General features: G+C 44.0%; 19 protein-coding genes. 12 read left to right on the forward strand and 7 right to left on the reverse strand.

All coding sequences use genetic code 11. The annotated features are described in order from the left end of the window. Position 1 precedes the first annotated feature (1 nt). The 3 genes from argS (at position 2) to L5M51_RS12120 (ending at position 3,007) form a co-directional block, all read left to right on the forward strand. Entirely contained in the window at positions 2-1,747 is a 1,746-nt protein-coding gene (gene argS / locus L5M51_RS12110; protein WP_105251263.1) for an arginine--tRNA ligase, read from the forward strand. A 3-nt stretch (positions 1,748-1,750) separates the two neighbouring features. After that, positions 1,751-2,467 (forward strand): SPOR domain-containing protein, encoded by a 717-nt coding sequence (locus L5M51_RS12115; protein ID WP_168825699.1) that lies wholly within the window; start codon positions 1,751-1,753, stop codon positions 2,465-2,467. Positions 2,468-2,782: 315 nt separating this feature from the next. Next, positions 2,783-3,007 carry a hypothetical protein gene (locus L5M51_RS12120; RefSeq protein ID WP_006083282.1) on the forward strand — a complete coding sequence of 75 codons (225 nt, stop codon included), beginning with the start codon at positions 2,783-2,785 and terminating at the stop codon, positions 3,005-3,007. Between the two features lie 181 nt (positions 3,008-3,188). Here L5M51_RS12120 and L5M51_RS12125 read toward each other — a convergent pair whose 3' ends face one another. From L5M51_RS12125 to L5M51_RS12135, 3 genes are read right to left on the reverse strand one after another with little or no spacing between them, the layout of a single operon-like run. Continuing rightward, the gene (locus L5M51_RS12125; RefSeq protein WP_168825701.1) at positions 3,189-4,127 is read right to left on the reverse strand and encodes an SPFH domain-containing protein; all 939 of its coding nucleotides are present in this window, start codon (positions 4,125-4,127) and stop codon (positions 3,189-3,191) included. Next, positions 4,127-5,062: an SPFH domain-containing protein gene (locus tag L5M51_RS12130; RefSeq protein ID WP_263172935.1), complete on the reverse strand. Its 936-nt coding sequence runs from the start codon at positions 5,060-5,062 to the stop codon at positions 4,127-4,129. Before L5M51_RS12130 ends, L5M51_RS12125 begins: the two co-directional genes overlap by 1 nt. Positions 5,063-5,074: 12 nt before the next feature. Next, positions 5,075-5,545 carry an NfeD family protein gene (locus L5M51_RS12135; RefSeq protein ID WP_212600510.1) on the reverse strand — a complete coding sequence of 157 codons (471 nt, stop codon included), beginning with the start codon at positions 5,543-5,545 and terminating at the stop codon, positions 5,075-5,077. A 475-nt stretch (positions 5,546-6,020) separates the two neighbouring features. On the opposite strand from L5M51_RS12135, the gene L5M51_RS12140 reads away from it, so the two are divergent. Beyond that, on the forward strand, positions 6,021-6,773 hold the full coding sequence (locus L5M51_RS12140; RefSeq protein WP_028759442.1) for an outer membrane protein OmpK: 753 nt from the start codon (positions 6,021-6,023) through the stop codon (positions 6,771-6,773). A gap of 101 nt (positions 6,774-6,874) precedes the next feature. Here the strand turns inward: L5M51_RS12140 and udp are convergent, their stop codons facing one another. Then, entirely contained in the window at positions 6,875-7,633 is a 759-nt protein-coding gene (gene udp, locus L5M51_RS12145) for a uridine phosphorylase (protein ID WP_263172938.1), read from the reverse strand. A 413-nt stretch (positions 7,634-8,046) separates the two neighbouring features. Between udp and L5M51_RS12150 the strand changes: the two genes are divergently transcribed. Next, entirely contained in the window at positions 8,047-8,259 is a 213-nt protein-coding gene (locus L5M51_RS12150; protein ID WP_006083288.1) for a YdcH family protein, read from the forward strand. A gap of 65 nt (positions 8,260-8,324) precedes the next feature. Here the strand turns inward: L5M51_RS12150 and L5M51_RS12155 are convergent, their stop codons facing one another. Together L5M51_RS12155 and L5M51_RS12160 are read right to left on the reverse strand one after the other, a co-directional pair. Further along, entirely contained in the window at positions 8,325-9,500 is a 1,176-nt protein-coding gene (locus L5M51_RS12155) for a type III PLP-dependent enzyme (RefSeq protein WP_105251256.1), read from the reverse strand. Positions 9,501-9,877: 377 nt separating this feature from the next. Beyond that, entirely contained in the window at positions 9,878-10,357 is a 480-nt protein-coding gene (locus tag L5M51_RS12160; protein WP_105251255.1) for a hypothetical protein, read from the reverse strand. Positions 10,358-10,526: 169 nt separating this feature from the next. On the opposite strand from L5M51_RS12160, the gene L5M51_RS12165 reads away from it, so the two are divergent. From L5M51_RS12165 to L5M51_RS12175, 3 genes are all read left to right on the forward strand, one after another. Continuing rightward, positions 10,527-11,363, forward strand: a complete 837-nt coding sequence (locus L5M51_RS12165; protein ID WP_131523458.1) for a mechanosensitive ion channel family protein — start codon at positions 10,527-10,529, stop codon at positions 11,361-11,363. Between the two features lie 118 nt (positions 11,364-11,481). Beyond that, a complete protein-coding gene (locus tag L5M51_RS12170; protein ID WP_263172943.1) occupies positions 11,482-13,020 on the forward strand; it encodes a tetratricopeptide repeat protein in 1,539 nt (512 codons plus the stop codon). 231 nt (positions 13,021-13,251) lie between these two features. Beyond that, a complete protein-coding gene (locus tag L5M51_RS12175) occupies positions 13,252-14,028 on the forward strand; it encodes a substrate-binding periplasmic protein (protein ID WP_168825709.1) in 777 nt (258 codons plus the stop codon). A 33-nt stretch (positions 14,029-14,061) separates the two neighbouring features. Here the strand turns inward: L5M51_RS12175 and L5M51_RS12180 are convergent, their stop codons facing one another. Beyond that, on the reverse strand, positions 14,062-14,901 hold the full coding sequence (locus tag L5M51_RS12180; RefSeq protein ID WP_263172946.1) for a LysR family transcriptional regulator: 840 nt from the start codon (positions 14,899-14,901) through the stop codon (positions 14,062-14,064). Between the two features lie 192 nt (positions 14,902-15,093). On the opposite strand from L5M51_RS12180, the gene L5M51_RS12185 reads away from it, so the two are divergent. The 4 genes from L5M51_RS12185 (at position 15,094) to L5M51_RS12200 (ending at position 20,010) form a co-directional block, all read left to right on the forward strand. After that, the gene (locus L5M51_RS12185) at positions 15,094-15,825 is read left to right on the forward strand and encodes an SDR family oxidoreductase (RefSeq protein WP_105251250.1); all 732 of its coding nucleotides are present in this window, start codon (positions 15,094-15,096) and stop codon (positions 15,823-15,825) included. Between the two features lie 495 nt (positions 15,826-16,320). Beyond that, positions 16,321-16,650, forward strand: coding sequence for a c-type cytochrome (locus L5M51_RS12190; protein ID WP_105251249.1), 330 nt, complete (start codon positions 16,321-16,323; stop codon positions 16,648-16,650). 191 nt (positions 16,651-16,841) lie between these two features. Continuing rightward, positions 16,842-18,566: a DUF3373 domain-containing protein gene (locus tag L5M51_RS12195; RefSeq protein ID WP_198573047.1), complete on the forward strand. Its 1,725-nt coding sequence runs from the start codon at positions 16,842-16,844 to the stop codon at positions 18,564-18,566. A 55-nt stretch (positions 18,567-18,621) separates the two neighbouring features. After that, on the forward strand, positions 18,622-20,010 hold the full coding sequence (locus tag L5M51_RS12200) for a tetrathionate reductase family octaheme c-type cytochrome (RefSeq protein ID WP_263164305.1): 1,389 nt from the start codon (positions 18,622-18,624) through the stop codon (positions 20,008-20,010). Positions 20,011-20,028: the final 18 nt, after the last annotated feature.

Below are 20,028 nucleotides of genomic sequence, written 5' to 3' on the forward strand. Positions count from 1 at the left end.
CATGAAATCACATATCCAATCATTACTTGAACAAACTCTAGAATCCTTTAAACAACAAGGTATTGTGCCTGCTGACTTTGAAGCACGCATTCAGGTAGATCGAACCAAGGATAAGAGTCATGGCGACTTGGCAACCAACTTAGCCATGATGCTGACCAAGGTCGCAGGCAAGAATCCACGCGAATTAGCCCAACTGATCATAGATACCTTACCGGCTTCGGCTTTTGTGGCTAAGGTTGAAATTGCAGGCCCAGGCTTTATCAACTTTTTCATCAACGACAGCGCCTTAGCAGATCAACTGCAAAATGCCGTCAACGATGAGCATTTAGGCATTAAGTTACCGACACCACAAACCGTTGTTGTCGATTACTCTTCACCCAACCTCGCCAAAGAAATGCATGTAGGCCATCTACGTTCAACCATCATTGGTGACAGTGTTGTGCGTGCGTTAGAATTTTTAGGCCACAAGGTTATTCGTCAAAACCATGTGGGCGACTGGGGCACACAATTTGGTATGTTGCTGGCCTATATGGAAGAGCTGCGCGCCAAAAATGGTGAAGAAGCTCAACTTGAACTGTCTGATTTAGAAAACTTTTATCGTGCCGCTAAACTGCGTTTCGACGAATCAGCAGAATTCGCCACCCGCGCTCGTCAGTTAGTGGTTGAACTGCAATCTGGCGACGAGTATTGCAACAAACTGTGGCGCGAATTTAACGATATTTCGTTAAGCCACTGCCATGAAGTCTACGCCCGTTTAGGTGTGAGCCTGACCCGCGCCGATGTACACGGTGAAAGTGCTTATAACGCCGATCTCGAGCAAGTGGTTAAAGATTTAGATGCCCAAGGTTTATTAACCGAAAGTAACGGCGCTAAAGTCGTATTCCAAGAAGCCTTCCGCAACAAAGAAGGTGAGCCATTGCCTGTTATCATCCAAAAAGCCGATGGCGGCTATTTGTATGCCACCTCAGATCTTGCGGCAATGCGCTACCGCTCGAACGTGTTAAAGGCCGATCGCGTCCTGTATTTTGTTGACCTACGTCAGGCACTGCATTTCCAACAAGTCTTTAGCCTAGCGAAACTGGCTAAGTTTGTCCGTGAAGATATGTCGTTAGAACACTTAGGTTTTGGCACTATGAACGGCGAAGATGGCCGTCCATTCAAAACCCGTAGCGGCGGTGTCGTTAAGTTAGTTGACCTGTTAGAAGAAGCCAATGTGCGCGCGCTAGAACTCGTTCGTAGCAAAAATCCTGATATGGATGAGGCCACGCTGACTGAAATTGCCCGCGTCGTTGGGATCAGCGCCGTTAAATATGCTGACTTGTCGAAAAACCGCACCAGCGATTACATTTTCAGCTTTGAACAAATGCTCAGCTTCGAAGGCAATACCGCACCTTACCTGCTGTACGCTTACACCCGTGTTGCGGGCATATTCAAGCGAGTAACCGATCTGGATCTCAGCCAAGCGAAAATCGTGCTTGAGCATGAAAAAGAGAAAGATCTGGGTAATAAGTTGGCACAGTTCGGTGAGATCCTCAATCGTGTTGTCGATAAAGGTCAGCCGCACGTACTGTGTGCTTATTTATATGAATTAGCGGGTGCTTTCTCTAGCTTTTACGAAGCTTGTCCAGTGCTTGCCGCCGATAATGACGCGCAAAAGAACAGCCGTTTATTACTCGCGCAACTGACGGCTCGTACGTTACAAAAAGGCCTAAATCTACTCGGTATTGAAACCTTAGAGCGGATGTAAGCCATGAGTAATCGCGATTATGCCAATAGAAGGCCGCAGTCGGGCGCTAAACCGCGCCCAATCCGCGCGACTCGCCCAACTCGAGCAAAGCCTTCACAATCTAAATCGGCGCCGCGTAAGAAGCTGCCGCTGACCTTGATAGGCTTTGTCATACTCGCTGTGGGTTGTTTCGTCTATTTCCTGTCAAGCATTAAAGATAATGCTAAGCAAGAAGTGAAGCCGATACCCGCTCCAGCCAAGAAAACGGAAGTACAAGTTAAGCCTCAAGAGACAGCAGTGCTTACTCCTAAGGTCAAAGAACCTGAACGCCAAGCGGTCGTTATCCCAGTAGAGACAACTGAAACTGCTGAGCTTATTGTTCCGCCAAAGAAAGATCCAAATGCTCTGCCACCACAACCAAAGGAAGAATGGACCTATCTCAACGAGCTTGAAAATAAGCATGTTGAGGTCGATATTCCCGATATTGTTGCGAGCAGAACACCGATGCAATATCAGTTGCAGTGTGCTTCTTTCCGCCAAGAATCACAGGCGAACGAGATGAAAGCTGTCATCGCTTTCCAAGGTTTAGAGGCGCAAGTGAGACAAGTCGAAGGTACGACTGGCGTATGGTACAAGGTTGCTTTAGGCCCCTTCGAGCGTAAACGTGATGCAGAGCGTAAACGTCATACACTGCAAAAAGCGGGAATTAATGGTTGCCAGATTCTGGCGATTCCTAAATAAGGCTTTAGCCTACTCCTGATAGACTATTAAGAATAAATAGCGGCCAGCGTTTTATCGCTCGTCGCTATTTTTTTATCCGTATAACATGACTTACTTATTGATTCTGCCTACCCATAAAAACTCAGTTTTAAACAACAACTCATTTCAAATTTTCTGATCTACTAAATTTATAACCCATTATTTGTAAACAACAAAATCCTTTATTAAGAAAGATTAATATGCAGTTTAATTGACCTAGATCAAACTTAGGCGTATCTCTTAATTAACAGCAAGACCGCTGTATCTGTGTCAAATCCAACCTCAGGGTGAAGTATTATGAATGCATTAATCGAGATAGAAGCCACCGAATTCAGCCAATTGTTCAAGAGTGGCGACATGCTGGGAATTAGGATGTTTATGGAACATGTGCGCATGCCACTGGATGTTCAAGACAAGATTTATGACGAAATTTCTGCGCTTCAGCAATTAGAACAAAACCAAATTGCCAAGCTCATTGAAACCCACGCCCATTCCCAAATTCATGAACGCCTAGCTTATTAGCCTTCCATTCAATGAAAAATTTAACTATGCCCAACTGCAGCTTCTGGCGGTTCATTCAACAGAAGCTGTCTAACCCACCCACTCTCCATCACACAGAATCAAATTTCAGCCAAAAAATAAGGCCAAACACCTGAGTATTTGACCTTAATGAACTAGTTAGTTTCAGATTTTAACCACAGCCTTAGCTCGGTTTTTCTTCCGTTAAGCCTATGCTATTCATCCAGTAATCGAAATCCACCATATTACCCGGCAATACGACTCGACTATTCTTCTGGCTTAAGCCATCGAGCTGTTTAAAGTATTGCTCACCGAGTTGCATCCGCAGGGCATTGTGACCACCCGGTGCGGCAATAACAGAGGCGAGACGTTCAATCGATTCTGCCGTCGCACGGGAAATGGTTAAAATTTCCTCAGCCTTACCTTCGGCTTCGTTAATCCGGCGCTGCATCTCACCTTCAGAACGGTTTACCGTTTCAGCTTTAACCCCTTCAGAACGGTTAATTTTACTCTGTTTGTCACCTTCACTCTTAGCCAATAATGCACGGCGCTCACGCTCGGCATTTACTTGCATTTCCATGGCATTTTTAACGGTTTCAGGTGGTGTAATATTTTTAATTTCATAACGATGCACGCGTATTCCCCACAGGGCACCCGCTTGATCTAAGACTTGCACTACCTTGGCTGAAATCACATCACGCTCTTCAAACGTACGATCAAGATCAAGTGTCCCGATGACAGAGCGCGTCGTCGTTTGCGCCAACTGAATTGCTGCATAACGATAATCAGTAATACCATAGCTGGCCTTCACTGGGTCAGTCACAGAGATATAAATCACCCCATCCACTTCAACGTTTACTTCGTCGCTCGAGAAACATTCCTGCGGTGGTACGTCAATGGTTTCTTCTTTCAAATCATGAATAAAAGCCACTTTATCCACAAAGGGGATCAAGGTATGGAACCCTGCATCTAACGTACTGTGATACTTACCTAAACGCTCAACAATAAAAGCCGATTTAGTGGGTACTAGGCGGATCGATTGAAATAGTTTAATCACAAAAATGGCAAATATCAGGCCCCAAATCGCCATCACAATCAAATCTGTATCTACTGGAATATTCATTATCGCGCTCCTTTGCCAAGATTATTCTGGCCACTCATAGTCTGAGTGACTTGCTCCATGCCTTCGAAGAAACCTTCAAGTTTTGCCATTTCAGCGGGAACAACAGAGACTTGTGCAACATTGAGGATCTTGCCAACTTGAGCAATAAACTGTTCTTTTAATAGCATATTCATCGCATCTGTACCGCCATTGACGGCTAATGCTTGCGAGATCATTGCCATACCTTCGGATTTTGCTTTGGCTATGATAGCGATCTCCTGACCTGTACCTTTAGCTTCATTAATCCGTTTCTGTTTTTGACCTTCTGACAGGTTAATGGCCTCTTGGCGCTCACCTTCAGACATATTGATCATCGCGGCTTTTTCGGCATTCGCTAAGGTAATTTCGGCACGTTTACGACGCTCAGCTTCCATCTGCTTCTCAAGAGTGTGGATCACATGGCGTGAAGGCGTGATATTACGAATTTCATAGCGCAATACCTTGATTCCCCATGGCTCGGAAGCCTTATCTATTTCCCGCACGATTGATTCATTTAAGCTATCACGCTCAGAGAAAGTCTCACTCAAACTCAGCTTACCGATTTCAGATCGCATAGTGGTCTGGGCTAAATTCACCGCTGCTTTACGGTAGTTTTCAATACCATAACTCGCCAATTTGCCATCCATCACTTTTAGGTAGACTAAGCCGTCCACTTCAAGTTGAGTGTTATCTTTGGAGATACAACTCTGTGGCGGCACATCTAATACTTGCTCACGGGTATCGTGACGGTAGGAGACGCGATCGAAAAAAGGGATCAAAATATGAAATCCGGGGTCTAATACTGCGCGGAATTTGCCAAGACGCTCAATGACATGCACTTCACGCATCGGCACAATTAACATCAACTTATAAAGAATAAAAAAGATAAATAAAATGACTAAGGTAAATACAAACATAGATTCCATCCTTTAGTTTTTGGAAGCTTCTATTGAAATAGGCTCAACGACTAGAGCGATATTTTCACGACAAATAATTCTGACTTCGGTACCCGCCTCAATAATGCTGCCATCGCCAAGCGCTGGCCATTCACTACCTTGAAACTCCACCCGCCCAGGTGTTTGCCCAGGACCTATGGTCTGCTTTACGCGAACAATTTGATTGTATAGTTCGATTGCTTCATCCGTGTTATCCACATGGGAATCACCACCAACGAGCCTCTGAGTGACTTGCCTGAAAGCCAATAACAATACAATGGCAGAGATAAACCACAGGGTCATGCTCTGCACGACACCTTCGACCAGTCCTATGCCTAACGCACTTGCCACGACTAAACAAGCCGCACCCAGCAACACTATGATGCCACCTGGAACCACTATTTCGGCGAGCATTAACACTAAACCAATCACTGCCCACACTAAAATCGGATTTGAAAACTCCATATTTCCCCCTGAAATGAGAGTGTCCTTTACTGCACTATAACAGCAGAGTTTCGGATAATCGACATAATATGTCAAAATTTACCCTGTCAAAACGCACACTCAATCACCTATGACTTAATCCTCATTCTCCCATATCCGCCCACGAAAGCCGTCAGGTTGTTTTAAAATTAAGCATAATCAATTCAAAAAGATAGCAAGCCCCCAATCCACAAGCGGCGCAATGACAATAAAAAACATTAAAAATCAATTATCTAAAAATAAAACTCCTCACTAATGATTATGTGATTTTGACAACAACATTCGATAAAAACTTTGAATAAATGTAAATTTTTGCATATATTGCCCCCACTTTTGTGCCAGTCCTTTGACGTACACTCGCGCTAGGTTTGAACTTACCCATCAAACCATGCCATAGGTCAGAGAGCGGATTGAGTAAGACACGAATTAACTTCGACCTATACAACAGGAAATAACAATGAAAAAAACATGCCTATGCCTAGCACTAATGCTTTCTCCTCAAGCATTTGCGGGTGACTTAGTACAGTGGTGGGATTTCAGTGCAACAGCCCTCTATGGCGAAGACTACGATTTAGCGCCATCAGATAAACAAGCCACTATTACCTTAGAAACGGCTGGCGGCTGGAAATACGGTGATTGGTTTGCCTTCCAAGATTTTATCTATTTCAAAGGTAACGATACAGGCATGGAAAGCACTACCTATGGTGAAATTTCGCCACGTTTTAGTGCCAGTAAAATTCTTGGCGAGAAAATCGCCTTTGGCCCAATAACAGACTTGTCTCTAGCGTTAACCTATGAAGAAGGTGAAGGCCCAGTCCATAGCCTACTTTACGGCCTAGGGGTCGACGTAGCAGTACCATACTTTACTTATCTTAACTTTAATACCTATCGCCGCGATGGTATGAGCACTGGTAACAATAGTGACGGCTGGCAGTTCACTCCTGTATTTCGTATCGATATCCCTGTTGGATCTGCCAACATAGTACTCGATGGCTTTATCGACTGGGTATTTGCCACCGACGATAACGGCTACGAGGAAAACTTCCATTTCAACCCACAGCTAAAATACGATCTCGGTAAGAGCCTGTTCGGTGATCATCAAGCCAATAAATTATTGGTGGGTATCGAATACGATCTGTGGACCAATAAATACGGTGTGAAAGGCGTCGATCAAGACACTTACTCTGTGATTGCTCAATACCATTTCTAATCGGTATCGGCATAGTTTTAAAGCAACAAAAAAGGTGCCATTGGCACCTTTCTATTCTGAGCACTCACTTTGCAGGGGAGTGTTGCTTAGCTTACTAAAAATTAAGCTAACAATTTTTTCGCTGCTGCAACCACGATAGAAACCACACTCACTTCAGTTTTCTTCATTGTGGCTTCATTAGGAATTTCTTGTTGGGTGCGGTTTACAATCACACCAGCAACGCAGGCTGCACGCCAACCTTGAGTAGCACACATAGTGAACAAAGTGGAAGACTCCATCTCATAGTTCAGTACGCCCATATCTTGCCATTCTTTCATTGAACCCGCGAAACGACGCGTTACACGGCCTGTGACAGTGTCATAACGCTCTTGGCCTGGGTAGAAAGTATCAGAAGAAGCTGTTACGCCAATGTGTGGCTCAACGCCAGCATCGCGACACGCCGCAACCATAGCAGTGGTACATTCAAAGTTTGCAACCGCTGGATATTCCATAGGTGCAAAATGTAAGCTTGCGCCATCTAAACGCACTGAAGCTTGAGTCACAATCACATCGCCCACATTTACATGAGGTTGGATTGCGCCTGTAGTCCCTACACGCAGGAAGGTATTCACACCTAATTGTGCAAGTTCTTCTACTGCAATAGAAGTAGATGGACCACCGATACCGGTTGAACACACTACTACTGGCTTGCCATCGGCATACGCTAAATAGCTTGTATACTCGCGGTGGCTAGCAAGAAACGTCGCATTGTCCATTAGTTCGGCAATACGTTTTACACGCTCTGGATCACCAGGAACGATTGCTAAGGTTGCACCATCGAGCATCGCTTTGGTCAAACCTAAATGAAATACATCAGCCATTGTGAAAACCCCTTTCATTTTTGATAATTAAATTCTTATAAAATCGACTTTAACCTAGTATCGAAGCGGTGAAGGTTAACTTGATCACAGAATTATCGGCAAGAAGTAATTGTTTAGTCGTAATGAAATTACCAACTACACCAGCATCTGCTCACAAGATAGCAAATTTGCCCATATTTCGAATGTCAGTCTGATTTATACCAAACAAAGTGTGAACCAGATCCAGAACTCATGCCAGAGGCTGTGGCAACAAATACCTAAGATACTGATTTAAAATAGATTAAAATAAATCATCCATTAGTATTAATCTAAGTGACCGCTAAAAGTGATCTAAGTCACGTTTAACGACTTGGTATAAGGTTAGGGTTAAGGCGTAACCTGAAGTGTAGTAAATGACGACAAGGAGAATGCCGATGTTTCCAGAGTACAGAGAATTAATTTCCACCCTGAAAACCCAAGATGCTCATTTTCAACGTAAGTTTAATGAGCATAATCAGTTAGACGAGGAAATCAAACAACTGGAAAAACGTGTCGCCAGTGATTTCAACCCCACTGTGAAAGAACTCAAAAGCAGAAAGTTACACTTAAAAGAGGAAATTTATCAGATCCTCAAATCCCACGAGTAATCCCGCTATTACTCTAAAGACAAATAAGGGCGCCTAAGCGCCCTTATTAATGTCACCACAATCGCTTACAGATAGTAATCCTTCAGCGGTGGGAAACCGTTAAAGCATACTGCTGAATACGTCGTCGTATAAGCCCCTGCGGTTAACCAATACATACGGTCGCCAATGGCTAAGTCATTTGGTAAGCCATAGCTATAGTGCTCATACATGATATCTGCACTGTCACAGGTTGGGCCGGCAATCACGCATTTATCCAGCTCGCCTTGACGCTCAGTATAAATCGGGAACTTAATCGCCTCGTCCATCGTTTCAATCAAGCCAGAGAATTTACCCACATCGGTAAACACCCAACGCTCTAACGCTGTGTAAGATTTTTTGCTGATCAGTACCACTTCAGACACTAAAATCCCCGCGTTAGAGATCAACGAACGACCTGGTTCCAAAATAATTTGTGGTAAATCATCACCAAAATCTTCCTTCAAGAAGTGGGTGATTTGCTCGGCATACACACCCAATTGATTGGTTTTATCAATATAGTTAGCAGGGAAACCGCCACCCATGTTGATCATCTTCAAGGTGATATTGTGCTCATCACGCAAACGGTCAAAAATACTTTTCACTTTACCAATAGCGGAATCCCAAGCACCTATGTCACGTTGCTGAGAACCCACATGGAAAGAAATACCAAAAGGCTCTAAGCCTAATTCCTGTGCCAATACTAATAGCTCATAGGCCATTTCGTTTTGGCAGCCGAATTTACGGGATAACGGCCAATCAGCGGTATCTGTACCTTCGGTCAGAATGCGCACATAAATACGTGAACCCGGTGCTTCTTCAGCGATCATTCGCAAATCAGCTTCTGAGTCAGATGCATACATACGCACGCCACGCTCATAAAATGCACGCACATCTTGGCGCTTTTTAATGGTATTACCATAGCTGACTCGATCGGTTGTCACACCGACATTCATGACCATATCTAGCTCATAAATCGAGGCAATATCAAAGTTTGACCCTTTATCTTTTAGTAAAGATAAGATCTCGGCCGCGGGGTTTGCCTTAACTGCATAATAAACGTTGGCGTAAGGAAAACTATTAACCATGTCATCGTATTGTTTCGCTATGATACTGGTATCGATCACGACGAACGGGGTTGCTTTGTCTTTGGCAAACGCTTCAATACGCTTGAATGTGTCCATATCATAATAGTCAGCAACATCAATAGATTGAAATTGGCTCATTGGGCCAGAGTCTCCTTTGGGTCAGATAGATAACAGTAAGTGTGATGTATTAAAAACGTGCGCAGTAAACGATATTTTTTCGCTTTACGCAACGAATTTTTATGCTGAATTAATAACTTTTTATTCCACAACTCTTTAAGGAACTGAACCATCAAAAAAAGGCGCTATAAAACAAATAATTATGCACACAAACCTTAAGGTAAATTTGTGCTCATTATCAGAATAAAAAGTGAATTTTTTACGACGTTATCGGAAGGGAGATGGATAGACTGGCTGGGGCCAAAATATCCATCTAAAAACAGTTATCTTGAAGTAACAATCACACAGCGAAAAGAAGACTAATGGATGCCTTAAAATACGTCCGTTAAATCGAGTCGTTACTGCGGCTGATTGAGTTTTGCGAGAGCTTGGTTCAAGGCTTCACTGGAATCAAAATAGGCAATGTCCAAAATGTTACGCTGCTTGAGCAATATCATAGTGGCCATATCTTTGTTATCAGGTAATAAACGACTGATCTCACCATCCCTATCTAACCCAATCGCAAAAGGTAAATCTTGCATCTGTGGCACAGCCACAAATTTAGCGATCAAAGAAGGCATACCACTGATATCGGCAACATAAACTAAACCCGTTGGCATTTGAGTCGCGCTCAAGGGAGTAAGTGCATCCTTTATCACATCACCGCCTTTCATGCTGCGACTAAAGAGCAGCACTTGAGTCTCATCAGTCACATTAATGGTTTTATCATTTTGGTCGAGAAGTGAAATGGGATTAATCGCATCTCCGGCAACATAACTCGCAGCATACGCCCAGATTGGGGTTAACAGACAAGACAAACATAACAACAGCGTTTTCATAAACACTCGACTCCATTATTGGATAGGCGAACAGCATACCTGACTCCCCCTATCGACTCATTAAACCAACCACGATTACATGATACGCTTCACACATGAAGGGCGAAAAGTATTTGGTGAAATTTCTACGCTATAATCGCACAGTTAATTTTATTACAAGGATATCATAATGATAACACCTGGACTCGATCAAGAATTGCAGCAACTACAAGGCGTTTATCAACTCATCACCGAGTTTTTAGTCACCTACAGCTTTCAACTCGTAGGTGCTTTGCTGATCTTTTTGTTAGGTTTATGGGTAGCCAGTAAAGTATCACGCTTAGTCGCTAAGCAATTCGACAAACACAATATCGATATCACCCTAAGCAATTTTGTCAGCAATCTTATCCGCATTCTGATCATCGTCATGGTCGGGATTATCGCCCTCGGCAAGATCGGCATCAGTATTACCCCTATGGTTGCGGCAATTGGTGCCGCCTCCCTCGGCGCAGGTTTAGCCTTACAAGGTATGCTAGCGAACTATGCCGCAGGCGTGACTATTATCGTCACCCGCCCTTTTGTGGTAGGCAATACTATTGAAATTAAAGGGGAAAGCGGCGTTGTTAAACGTATCCACTTAGGCATGACCATACTGACCAATGAGGAAGGTGAGCAAATCAGCATTCCTAATAAGCATATCGTCGGCGAAATCTTGCACAACTCCTTCAGCAATAAGCTAGTCGAAACCCAGTTCAATCTCAGTTACAACACAGATCCCGAACGAGCCATTAGTGTGATTACTGAGTTATTGAGCAATAATCCCTATGTTTATCAAGAGACCACACCTAATATTGGCATCAATGGTTTTAATGCTAATGGAATTGAAATGGGGGTTCGTTACTGGGTGCCCACACAAAGCTATTTTCAGCATAAATATAAGGTGAACCTTGCTCTTTATAACGCCCTTAAGCAGGCAGGAATCGAGATTGCCTGCCCCATTAGGGAGATCCATCTGCAAGATAAATAACGCTAATGCCCATGGGATTGATCGGCTTAGTCGATCAGCCTAGCCCAAATTGTAAACTTGCATTCTTGTAAAAATTTACGTTTACTATACTCCCAAATATCGATAGTGATGGACTACTATGTTGTTGATACTCATAATTATTGCTTTTATTGTACTGTTTATTTTTTTCGCTAAATATCAAAAAAAACAAGTGCAAGCTAAAGCACTTGCCGCAGGTGATCCTACTGCGCTACTCAATCATGGCTTAACACTGATTAATCAAGGCGAAGTCAACTCTGGCCTAGATTATATTCAGCAGGCAGTCGATAAAGGCTTAGCCGTTGCCGCCATTGCTATGGCCGAACTTTATTCCGGTCGATTCCCACAAGTTCCCGCCGATCCCAAGGCATCTAACGATTGGTATAAAAAAGCCGCCGAAATAGAGCCTCAATATTTACCCATGCTCACCCTACCTAATTTGCTCTCTTCTGAGTCGCAAACACTCGATGAGTTAATCGCACAGGTAGAACAGCTCAAACCTAATGCCGAAGCGGGGCAAGCCGAGTTTCAATATGAGCTTGCTTACTTGTATCTAAGCCAGCCCTTTCTCGATCCCTATGCTAGCCAAGCAATTTACTGGTTCGAAAAAGCCGCCGCACAAGAAAACCAAAGAGCCTATTACCATTTAGCCACACTCTACTGGCATGATGAGCGCGTCACTTCGGACTATATCAAAGCACGGGAATACTTTGAGAAATCCGCCGCCGCTGGTGATGAATTAGCAAAAGATGATCTAGGACATATGCTTGCTGCTGGCCAAGGTGGACCTAAAGATTTAGCGCGTGCAGAGGCATTACTAAGCGAGCGCGCCGCAGACGATGATTTCCGCCAGTATTATCTTGGTAAACGTTTCCTCTACGGTGAAGATTTGGCTGTCGACTATGACAAGGCGCGCCATTGGTTAAGCCAATCTGTCGCTAGAGGTAATGACTTCGCTAAGATTGAATTTGCTCATCTTTTACTGAAAGCGCCACAAAATGAGAGTGATTACCAACAGGCTAAAATTGACTTTGAAGAATTCGCACTTAAGTGGAATGAAGACGCACTGCTAGGCTTAGGCAAGATTTATGAGCAAGGTTTAGGCGTGAGTCGCCAACCGATTAAAGCGTTAATGTATTACCAGCTCGCGGCCATGAGCAATAGAGCCGATCATCTAAAAGAATTAGCCAGATTCAGTCAGCAACTAGGTACCTTAGAGATAAAAGAGGCTGAGCGTCTACGTGACAGTTTCTTGCATCAGCATCCAATCCCCGCTGAGCAACAACAATATTTTTATATCTATAAGGCTGCATCATTTTTAAGTGATGAAAAACCCACTCAAGAGGCTCTACAAGCGGCAGAAGCTTGGTACGTCAAATCGGCAGAGCTAGGTCATGAAATTGCTATGCGGGAACTGGTCAATATTTACGGCGCAGAACAATTAAATAAACCTATACAAATGTTTATTTGGTCTAGTTTATTGCTACGTCATTTTGGTAAATACGGGATGAATAGCGCTCAACGACTCCATCAAAACACCGCAAAATCATGTTTAACCGAATCCGAACTTGCCTACGCCGAAACTCAAATTGAGGCTATTGAAACCCAATTAACGCCCCATCTTGAGTCGGATAGGTAAGTTTCCTAGCAGCGAATGAGCCCCTGAAAAGGTTTGGTCAGATTTAACAGACCAAACCGTTTGGTTACAAAATAGAGTGAATTTATAATTACTTAAAAAGCACAGTGGATGTATAAGCACTACAATCAATTATTGACCAAACCTGCGCAGCTAAACGACTCAAAAATAAAACCTAGTCAGGTTAACTGCCCAGTCCAAAATTAAAACTGACCATTTTAATAGGCAAGATGTATGAGGCTGATACTGATCATTGTCATTTCATGCTTATTTCTGCCCCAAGCAAGGGCAGAAACCTCTGCCGTTGTCTGGCAAGCACACTGCCGCGATAGGCATCCTGTTATTTATGTCGAAAATGGTGATTGCAAAGGCCCAGGTGCAGCTGTCATCAATGAAGTCATCGCCCGCCTAGGTCACAAGATAAATTGGAGTAATGTACCTTGGGCACGCACAATTAAAGTGGCAGAAATGGGACAAGTCGACCTAATCCCTGTCCATTCGATGACACCAGAGCGCAACGATTTTCTAGACCCTATGCTACTGGGATACGACAAGCGCTACGTCTATTACTTTGCCCTTGCGAATAGACAACTTGAAGTCAAACATTTCGATGAACTAAAACCTCATATCATTGGCGCACTTAGAGGCGCTTTTTACTGTCCACAGTTCAATGACAATCAAAACCAACTAAAAGTGTCTTTTGTTAATGATAACGGTCAGTTAATCAATATGTTGAAGGCTGAGCGTATCGATTTAGCCATCACCTCCGAACAGCATGAGATGCAATTTTTTGCTAAAGATCCCCAGCTTAAGCAGATGGCATACGTAGATATCAGCAAAAATGGCCGCTATTTCAGTATTCCGCTCATGTCGCCGCAGCATCAATATGCCAAGCAAGTTCACCAGATAGTCGACGACATGCGTACCTCAGGTGAAATTACTCAACTATTTAAATCCTACGGCGTCGAGCCTCCACTTAATCTCACTGAATCGCCCTTAGCGACTCACTAATCTGAATGCTGATAACCCAAAACTAACTTGGAATTAATTCGATCGAGCGGCTAAATGCCGTAACAAGGTCGCCAATGTTGGCGCAACTGCCTGATGGGAGGGATAACACAAACCAATACGACGGAACATTCTCGGACCATCAAATTTCACTTGCTTGAGCCTAGGCTCATCTTCAATCAAACCATCGGGTAAAAAACTCACGCCAAATCCGGCTAACACTAGCGACATCACAAGAGACTTAGATTCGGCCTTAGCGACCAAATTAAGCGACATATTGCTGCACGCCAATAAACCTATCGTTTGCTGATGAGCTTCACAGGGTGGGCACTCAATAAAGTCAAAGCCATTGAGCTGCTCGGGGCGTAGGCTATCTACTTGGGCGAGGGTATGATCCTTGGGGACGCAGAGCACATAATCTTCTTCCCATAGCGGGAAAAACACTTCATCTTCATGGCGTAAACTGTCGATAGTTAAACGACAATCTGCGGGGCTTTGGTAATCCACCAGCTCCAGATCTAGCTTATCAATGGCTTGATTCACCTGCTGTAAAAATCCTGCCAAACGCCGCTGGCTTAAGTCTGGCATCACAGCCAAACGTAGCTTTTGCCGACTTGCCTTCGCCATAAACAAGCCTGGTAACTTACTCGCCTCCTCGACTAATTTAACCGCCAAAGGGTATAGATAGTGCGCGCTGTCCAAAGGTTTAACGCCTTTTTTGCTGCGCTCAAATAACTGACCACCAAGCTCTTCTTCGAGTTGCTTTAACCCAGCAGACAGTGAAGGCTGGCTCACAAAGCAACGGTTAGCCGCCGAGGTAATATTGTTCTCTTCAAAAATTGCGATAAAGAAACGCAGCAAACGCAAATCGACCATTTAATCTTCTCCGACAACCGACGAGTTCAGCACAAAGTTTCAACAATAGTGCCATAGGCTGAGCCTATCATATCCAGCTGGAATAAGTATTTTTCGACTGAAAATCCCCAGTCTATACTGGTTAACAAGTTCAAGACGCCGAACAACAGTTTGTTTACGGCTTACATTGGCTCCAATTAATAGGAAATACTAATGAATCAAGTTACTAAATCACTGGTTGTCATCACAGGCGCCTCATCGGGTATTGGCGCCGCTATGGCTAAAAGCTTTAGCGCTGCAGGCCATCCGCTGCTATTACTGGCACGCCGAGTTGAAGCAATGCAAGCGCTTGAATTACCAAACAGCCTTTCTATCAGCGTCGATGTCACCGACGGCGCAGCTATTAAAACAGCCATAACCCAAGCAGAAGCGCAATTTGGCCCAGTCGGCTGTCTTATCAATAACGCGGGAATCATGCTACTAGGCCAAATCGATGTGCAAGATCCCAATGAATGGAGCCGCATGCTCAATATCAATGTGATGGGCGTGCTTAATGGTATTCATGCGGTATTAGCCGACATGAAAGCTCGCAAAACTGGCACTATAATTAATGTCAGCTCAGTGGCGGGGCGTAAAACCTTTCCAAACCACGCCGCTTACTGCGCTACTAAATTCGCCGTGCACGCCTTAACAGAAAACATTCGTGAAGAGGTCGCCATGGATGACGTACGCCTTATCACTATCGCCCCAGGCGCAGTAGAAACCGAGTTGTTGAGCCATACCACCAGCGATGACATTAAAGCGGGTTACCATGACTGGAAAGAAGAAATGGGCGGCGTTATCGCCCCTGAAAATGTCGCCGCTGCTGCGCTGTTTGCATGGCAACAACCGCAAAATGTGTGCGTACGCGAAATCGTTCTAGCACCAACGCGCCAGCAACCTTAATCCGTTCTGAGTCTACTTTTATCTAAGTTATCTTGCTTCGAAAGACAACCAAACCTATCCCCAAAATCAATAATGCCAGAATCAATAATGCCAGAATCAACTCTGGCATTATTTACTTCCCAATAAAGCCTGCCAAACAGCTGCTAAGTTTCAACATCACTACTTTAGTGAGTGCATATTTTACAAAGTGTTAGCTTAATCACAGTCCATTTTTGTGCTTTAGGCGCAAAACTCAAGACTCAAAGTTATCAGCGCTAATTTAGCACGTAGACTAGTTCATTGTTTTTAAATAAGAAAAAAATAATCATACCACTCTACAACATCATCAATTAGATTTTTATCAATGAACTTTTTATCAATTAGATTTTTTTAATGAAAGTGATATACCTCAAATTTACACACCGTAGGATTTGATAAATTAATTTACAAAGTGGAATCAATAAAAACACTTAAACAACAAATAAATGTAAATGATCACAAAAAGTAAGGAATGAGATGATGAAAACGTCAACTAAGATAGCAATTGCCATGGCAGTGATCGGCAGCTTGAGTATTAATGCGTATGCCGCAGAGGGAGGTAATCCAAAGAAAGGTAAACATTTGTACAAAAAAGAATGCAAAGCCTGCCATAGCCAAGGCGGTGAAGGTGGTGAACTCACGCCAATGGCCAAAACGATGAGCCAGTGGGATCGCTTCTTTGATAAAGATAAGCACAAATTCAAACCAGAGGTATTCAATGGCCTCTCGGAGCAAGACCTCAAGGATATACAGCAATTTTTGTATGACCACGCCGCCGACTCGGACCAACCCCAAACCTGCGGTTGATCTCTGCCAACGTTATGGCCTAAGACAATGGTAGAGAGCTCCCCTGCAACTGCTCACTAACACATTGAATTAAAAATTAAAAAACCAATTCGAGAAAAATGGGGAACACACCTCAGGGACTCCTATTGGGTAAATTTGGCGAAATGCACTTAGCGCAATCATGCCAACAGAACAACTCTGGGAGAAACCTTATGCGTACTCTTATCTCAATCCTCGTTGCCAATGCCTTGTTTATGTCAGGCCAATCTTTTGCTACACCTAATGATGTACAACAGGAAAATCAAAAAATTACTGAGTTAAAACAGAAGCTTGCCGATATTACCGAGCAATTGGATGATCTCAATAATCGCGTCGACAAAACCGAGCGGCACACATCGTTAGACCGCCTTGAAATTACAGGTGATTTCCGCACTAAAGCTCATTCACTACATTACCGCGATGTTGTCTGGAATCCGGCCATCAAAGTCAATTTTAACGACTTTGGTGCCAAAGCCATGTCCGGCGCTTTCGGTATGCCCAACGATCTCAACTCCCCACTAGGGAAAATGATGCAAGCTAATCCAGACCTTGCTGCAGCCTTCCAAAATGGCATGTTACAAGGTGTTATGCCCTATGTGCTCGCGCCCAAAAGTGTACAGGACATAGATAACGATATTTTTTACACCACTCGCCTGCGGTTAAATCTGAAAGCTAAGGTATGGGATAACGTCAGTTTTGCTGGCCGCCTCAGTATGTATAAAAACTGGGGTGATTCTACCGGAGTTCAAGTATTTGATTCTTGGCGGTCTTTCACTATGGATGGTACCAGTAGCGGCAATACCAGTGGTGACTGGCTGCGGGTTGAACGCGCCTATTTCGATTGGAAAAACATTAATGGATCAGAGTTTTATCTCTCTATAGGTCGTCGCCCTTCCACCTATGGTCCACCCAGCCACTACCGCGAGAATGAAATGCGTGGCGGCACACCTTCAGGACATTTAGTCAACTTCAACTTCGATGGCGCTACCTTAGGCTACAACCTAGGCGAAATCACAGGTATCGAAGGCCAAGTCGTCCGTTTCTGTTACGGCCAAGGCTTTGAATCACAATGGGGAAATGGCGAAATGTTTGGTGATATTGTCACCAAGGATACTCACCTTGGTGGCTTTAATATCGATGCGATCAACGATGGCACCAACTTCCTCCAGTTCACCCTGTTTGGCGCCAAAGATGTTAATGACGGCTTTAAAGGCACCATGGCCTTCCCTACCCAGCTTGCGGGCATTTTCGCCCCCACCATGTATCAAGATATGCAAAAGTTCGACAACTTTAACTTTGTCACCCGAGTGCAACCCAGCGGGGTTATCGGCGACATGTATCTAGGAGGAATTGGTTTTGCGCGTGAAGAAGCAAATGATATCAAATGGTTTGCATCATTCGGCTGGACTCGCGCCGAGCCTAACGGTAACGCAGGCATGTTTGGCGGCATGTTATCCGATGCCATATTTGAAGCCGAGCTAAACAGCACCGGCACTGAGATTATTATGGTGCCTAAAACCAGTGACGATACCGAAGCCAAAGACGGTTATGGTATTTATGTCGGCGTACAAATTCCTGCTCCCTACGGCAAATTGGGTCTGGAATATAACTATGGCTCCGAATATTGGACGCCTTTTACCCAGGCACAGGATGACCCTATTGGTAGTAAGTTAGCTACCCGAGGACATGTAGCAGAAGCCTATTACATCTTTGATATTAACCCCAAAATGTTTATCAAACTTGCTGGCCTTTATTACGACTACGAGTACACAGGCAGCGGTACACCTGTGGGTGCTCCACAAAAAATCGACGATGTGCTAGCTGGCTCTGCTTATTCCATGTTGCCAGTGGTTGATACCGCGTTTGATGTCAACGCCTCACTCACCATCAACTTCTAATCCGTCATTGATAACAACGATCAGCCCTCGGTTACATCGAGGGCGGGAGTACAAAATGAATAAGCTCATCCTCATTGCCTTAGCGGGCATGACATTAAATGCCTACGCCGCTAATCCCCATAAAGAGGCACTTAAAGGCCCGTTTACCACAGGCTCACAGGTGACCACACAATGTTTAGTCTGCCATGAAAATCAAGCGACTGACGTGATGAAAACCTCCCATTGGACTTGGGAGTTAGAACAAAAACTTCCCGATAGGACAGTAGTAAGAGGTAAGAAAAACAGCATTAATAACTTCTGCGTTGCCATTTCCAGCAATGAACCCCGCTGTACCAGTTGTCACGCGGGTTATGGTTGGAAAGACAGTAACTTTGACTTTAAAGATAAAACCAAAGTCGACTGCCTAGTTTGTCACGACACTACAGGAACTTATGTTAAAGATCCCGCTGGCGCAGGTGAACCTATGGCAAAGCTCGATCTGACTAAAATAGCTCAAAACGTTGGCGAACCTGTACGGGATAACTGCGGTAGTTGCCACTTCTATGGTGGCGGTGGTGACGCGGTAAAACATGGGGACTTAGACTCATCCATGTCTTATCCAGACAAAGCGACGGATGTGCATATGGATAGCGACGGTAATGACTTTCAATGTCAGAACTGCCACACCACTGAGAAACACATGATCTCAGGTAATGCTATGGGGGTTTCACCCGGTGGTGTCGACCATATTGGCTGTGAAAACTGCCACGAATCAGCGCCGCACGCGAACAAAAAACTCAATACTCATACAGCGGCAGTTGCCTGTCAAACCTGTCATATTCCGTATTTTGCTAAAAACGAACCGACAAAAATGCGCTGGGACTGGTCAACAGCTGGAGATGATAAAAAAGAAACACTCGACCAATACGGTAAGCATACCTACCAAAAGAAAAAAGGAGATTTTGTTTGGGAAAAAATGGTCAAACCCCAATACGCTTGGTACAACGGCACAGCCAATGCTTATATGGCAGGTGATAAAATGGATCCAAGTACAGTCACTAAATTGACCTATCCCATTGGCGATATAAATGATGTCAAAGCAAAAATCTATCCTTTCAAGGTGCACACGGGTAAACAAATTTACGATAAAAAACTCAATATTTTTATCACACCGAAAACCTATGGCAAAGGGGGATTCTGGAGCGAGTTTGATTGGAACTTAGCGGCAAAACTAGGAATGGAAGCGAACACGACTATGCTTGAGAAAGGCATCAAATACAGTGGTGAATATGACTTTGCAGCCACTGAAATGTGGTGGCGGATAAACCATATGGTGTCACCAAAGGAGCAAGCATTAAATTGTAACGACTGCCATAACAAAGGCACAAGACTCGATTGGCAAGCCCTAGGTTATCAAGGTGACCCGATGAAAAATAAACAAGGGCCAAAACACAAACAGCCTTGATTGAATCGTTCACTGATT

This window comes from Shewanella sp. SM73, from assembly GCF_025653795.1.
Taxonomy (GTDB): Bacteria; Pseudomonadota; Gammaproteobacteria; order Enterobacterales; family Shewanellaceae; genus Shewanella; species Shewanella oncorhynchi.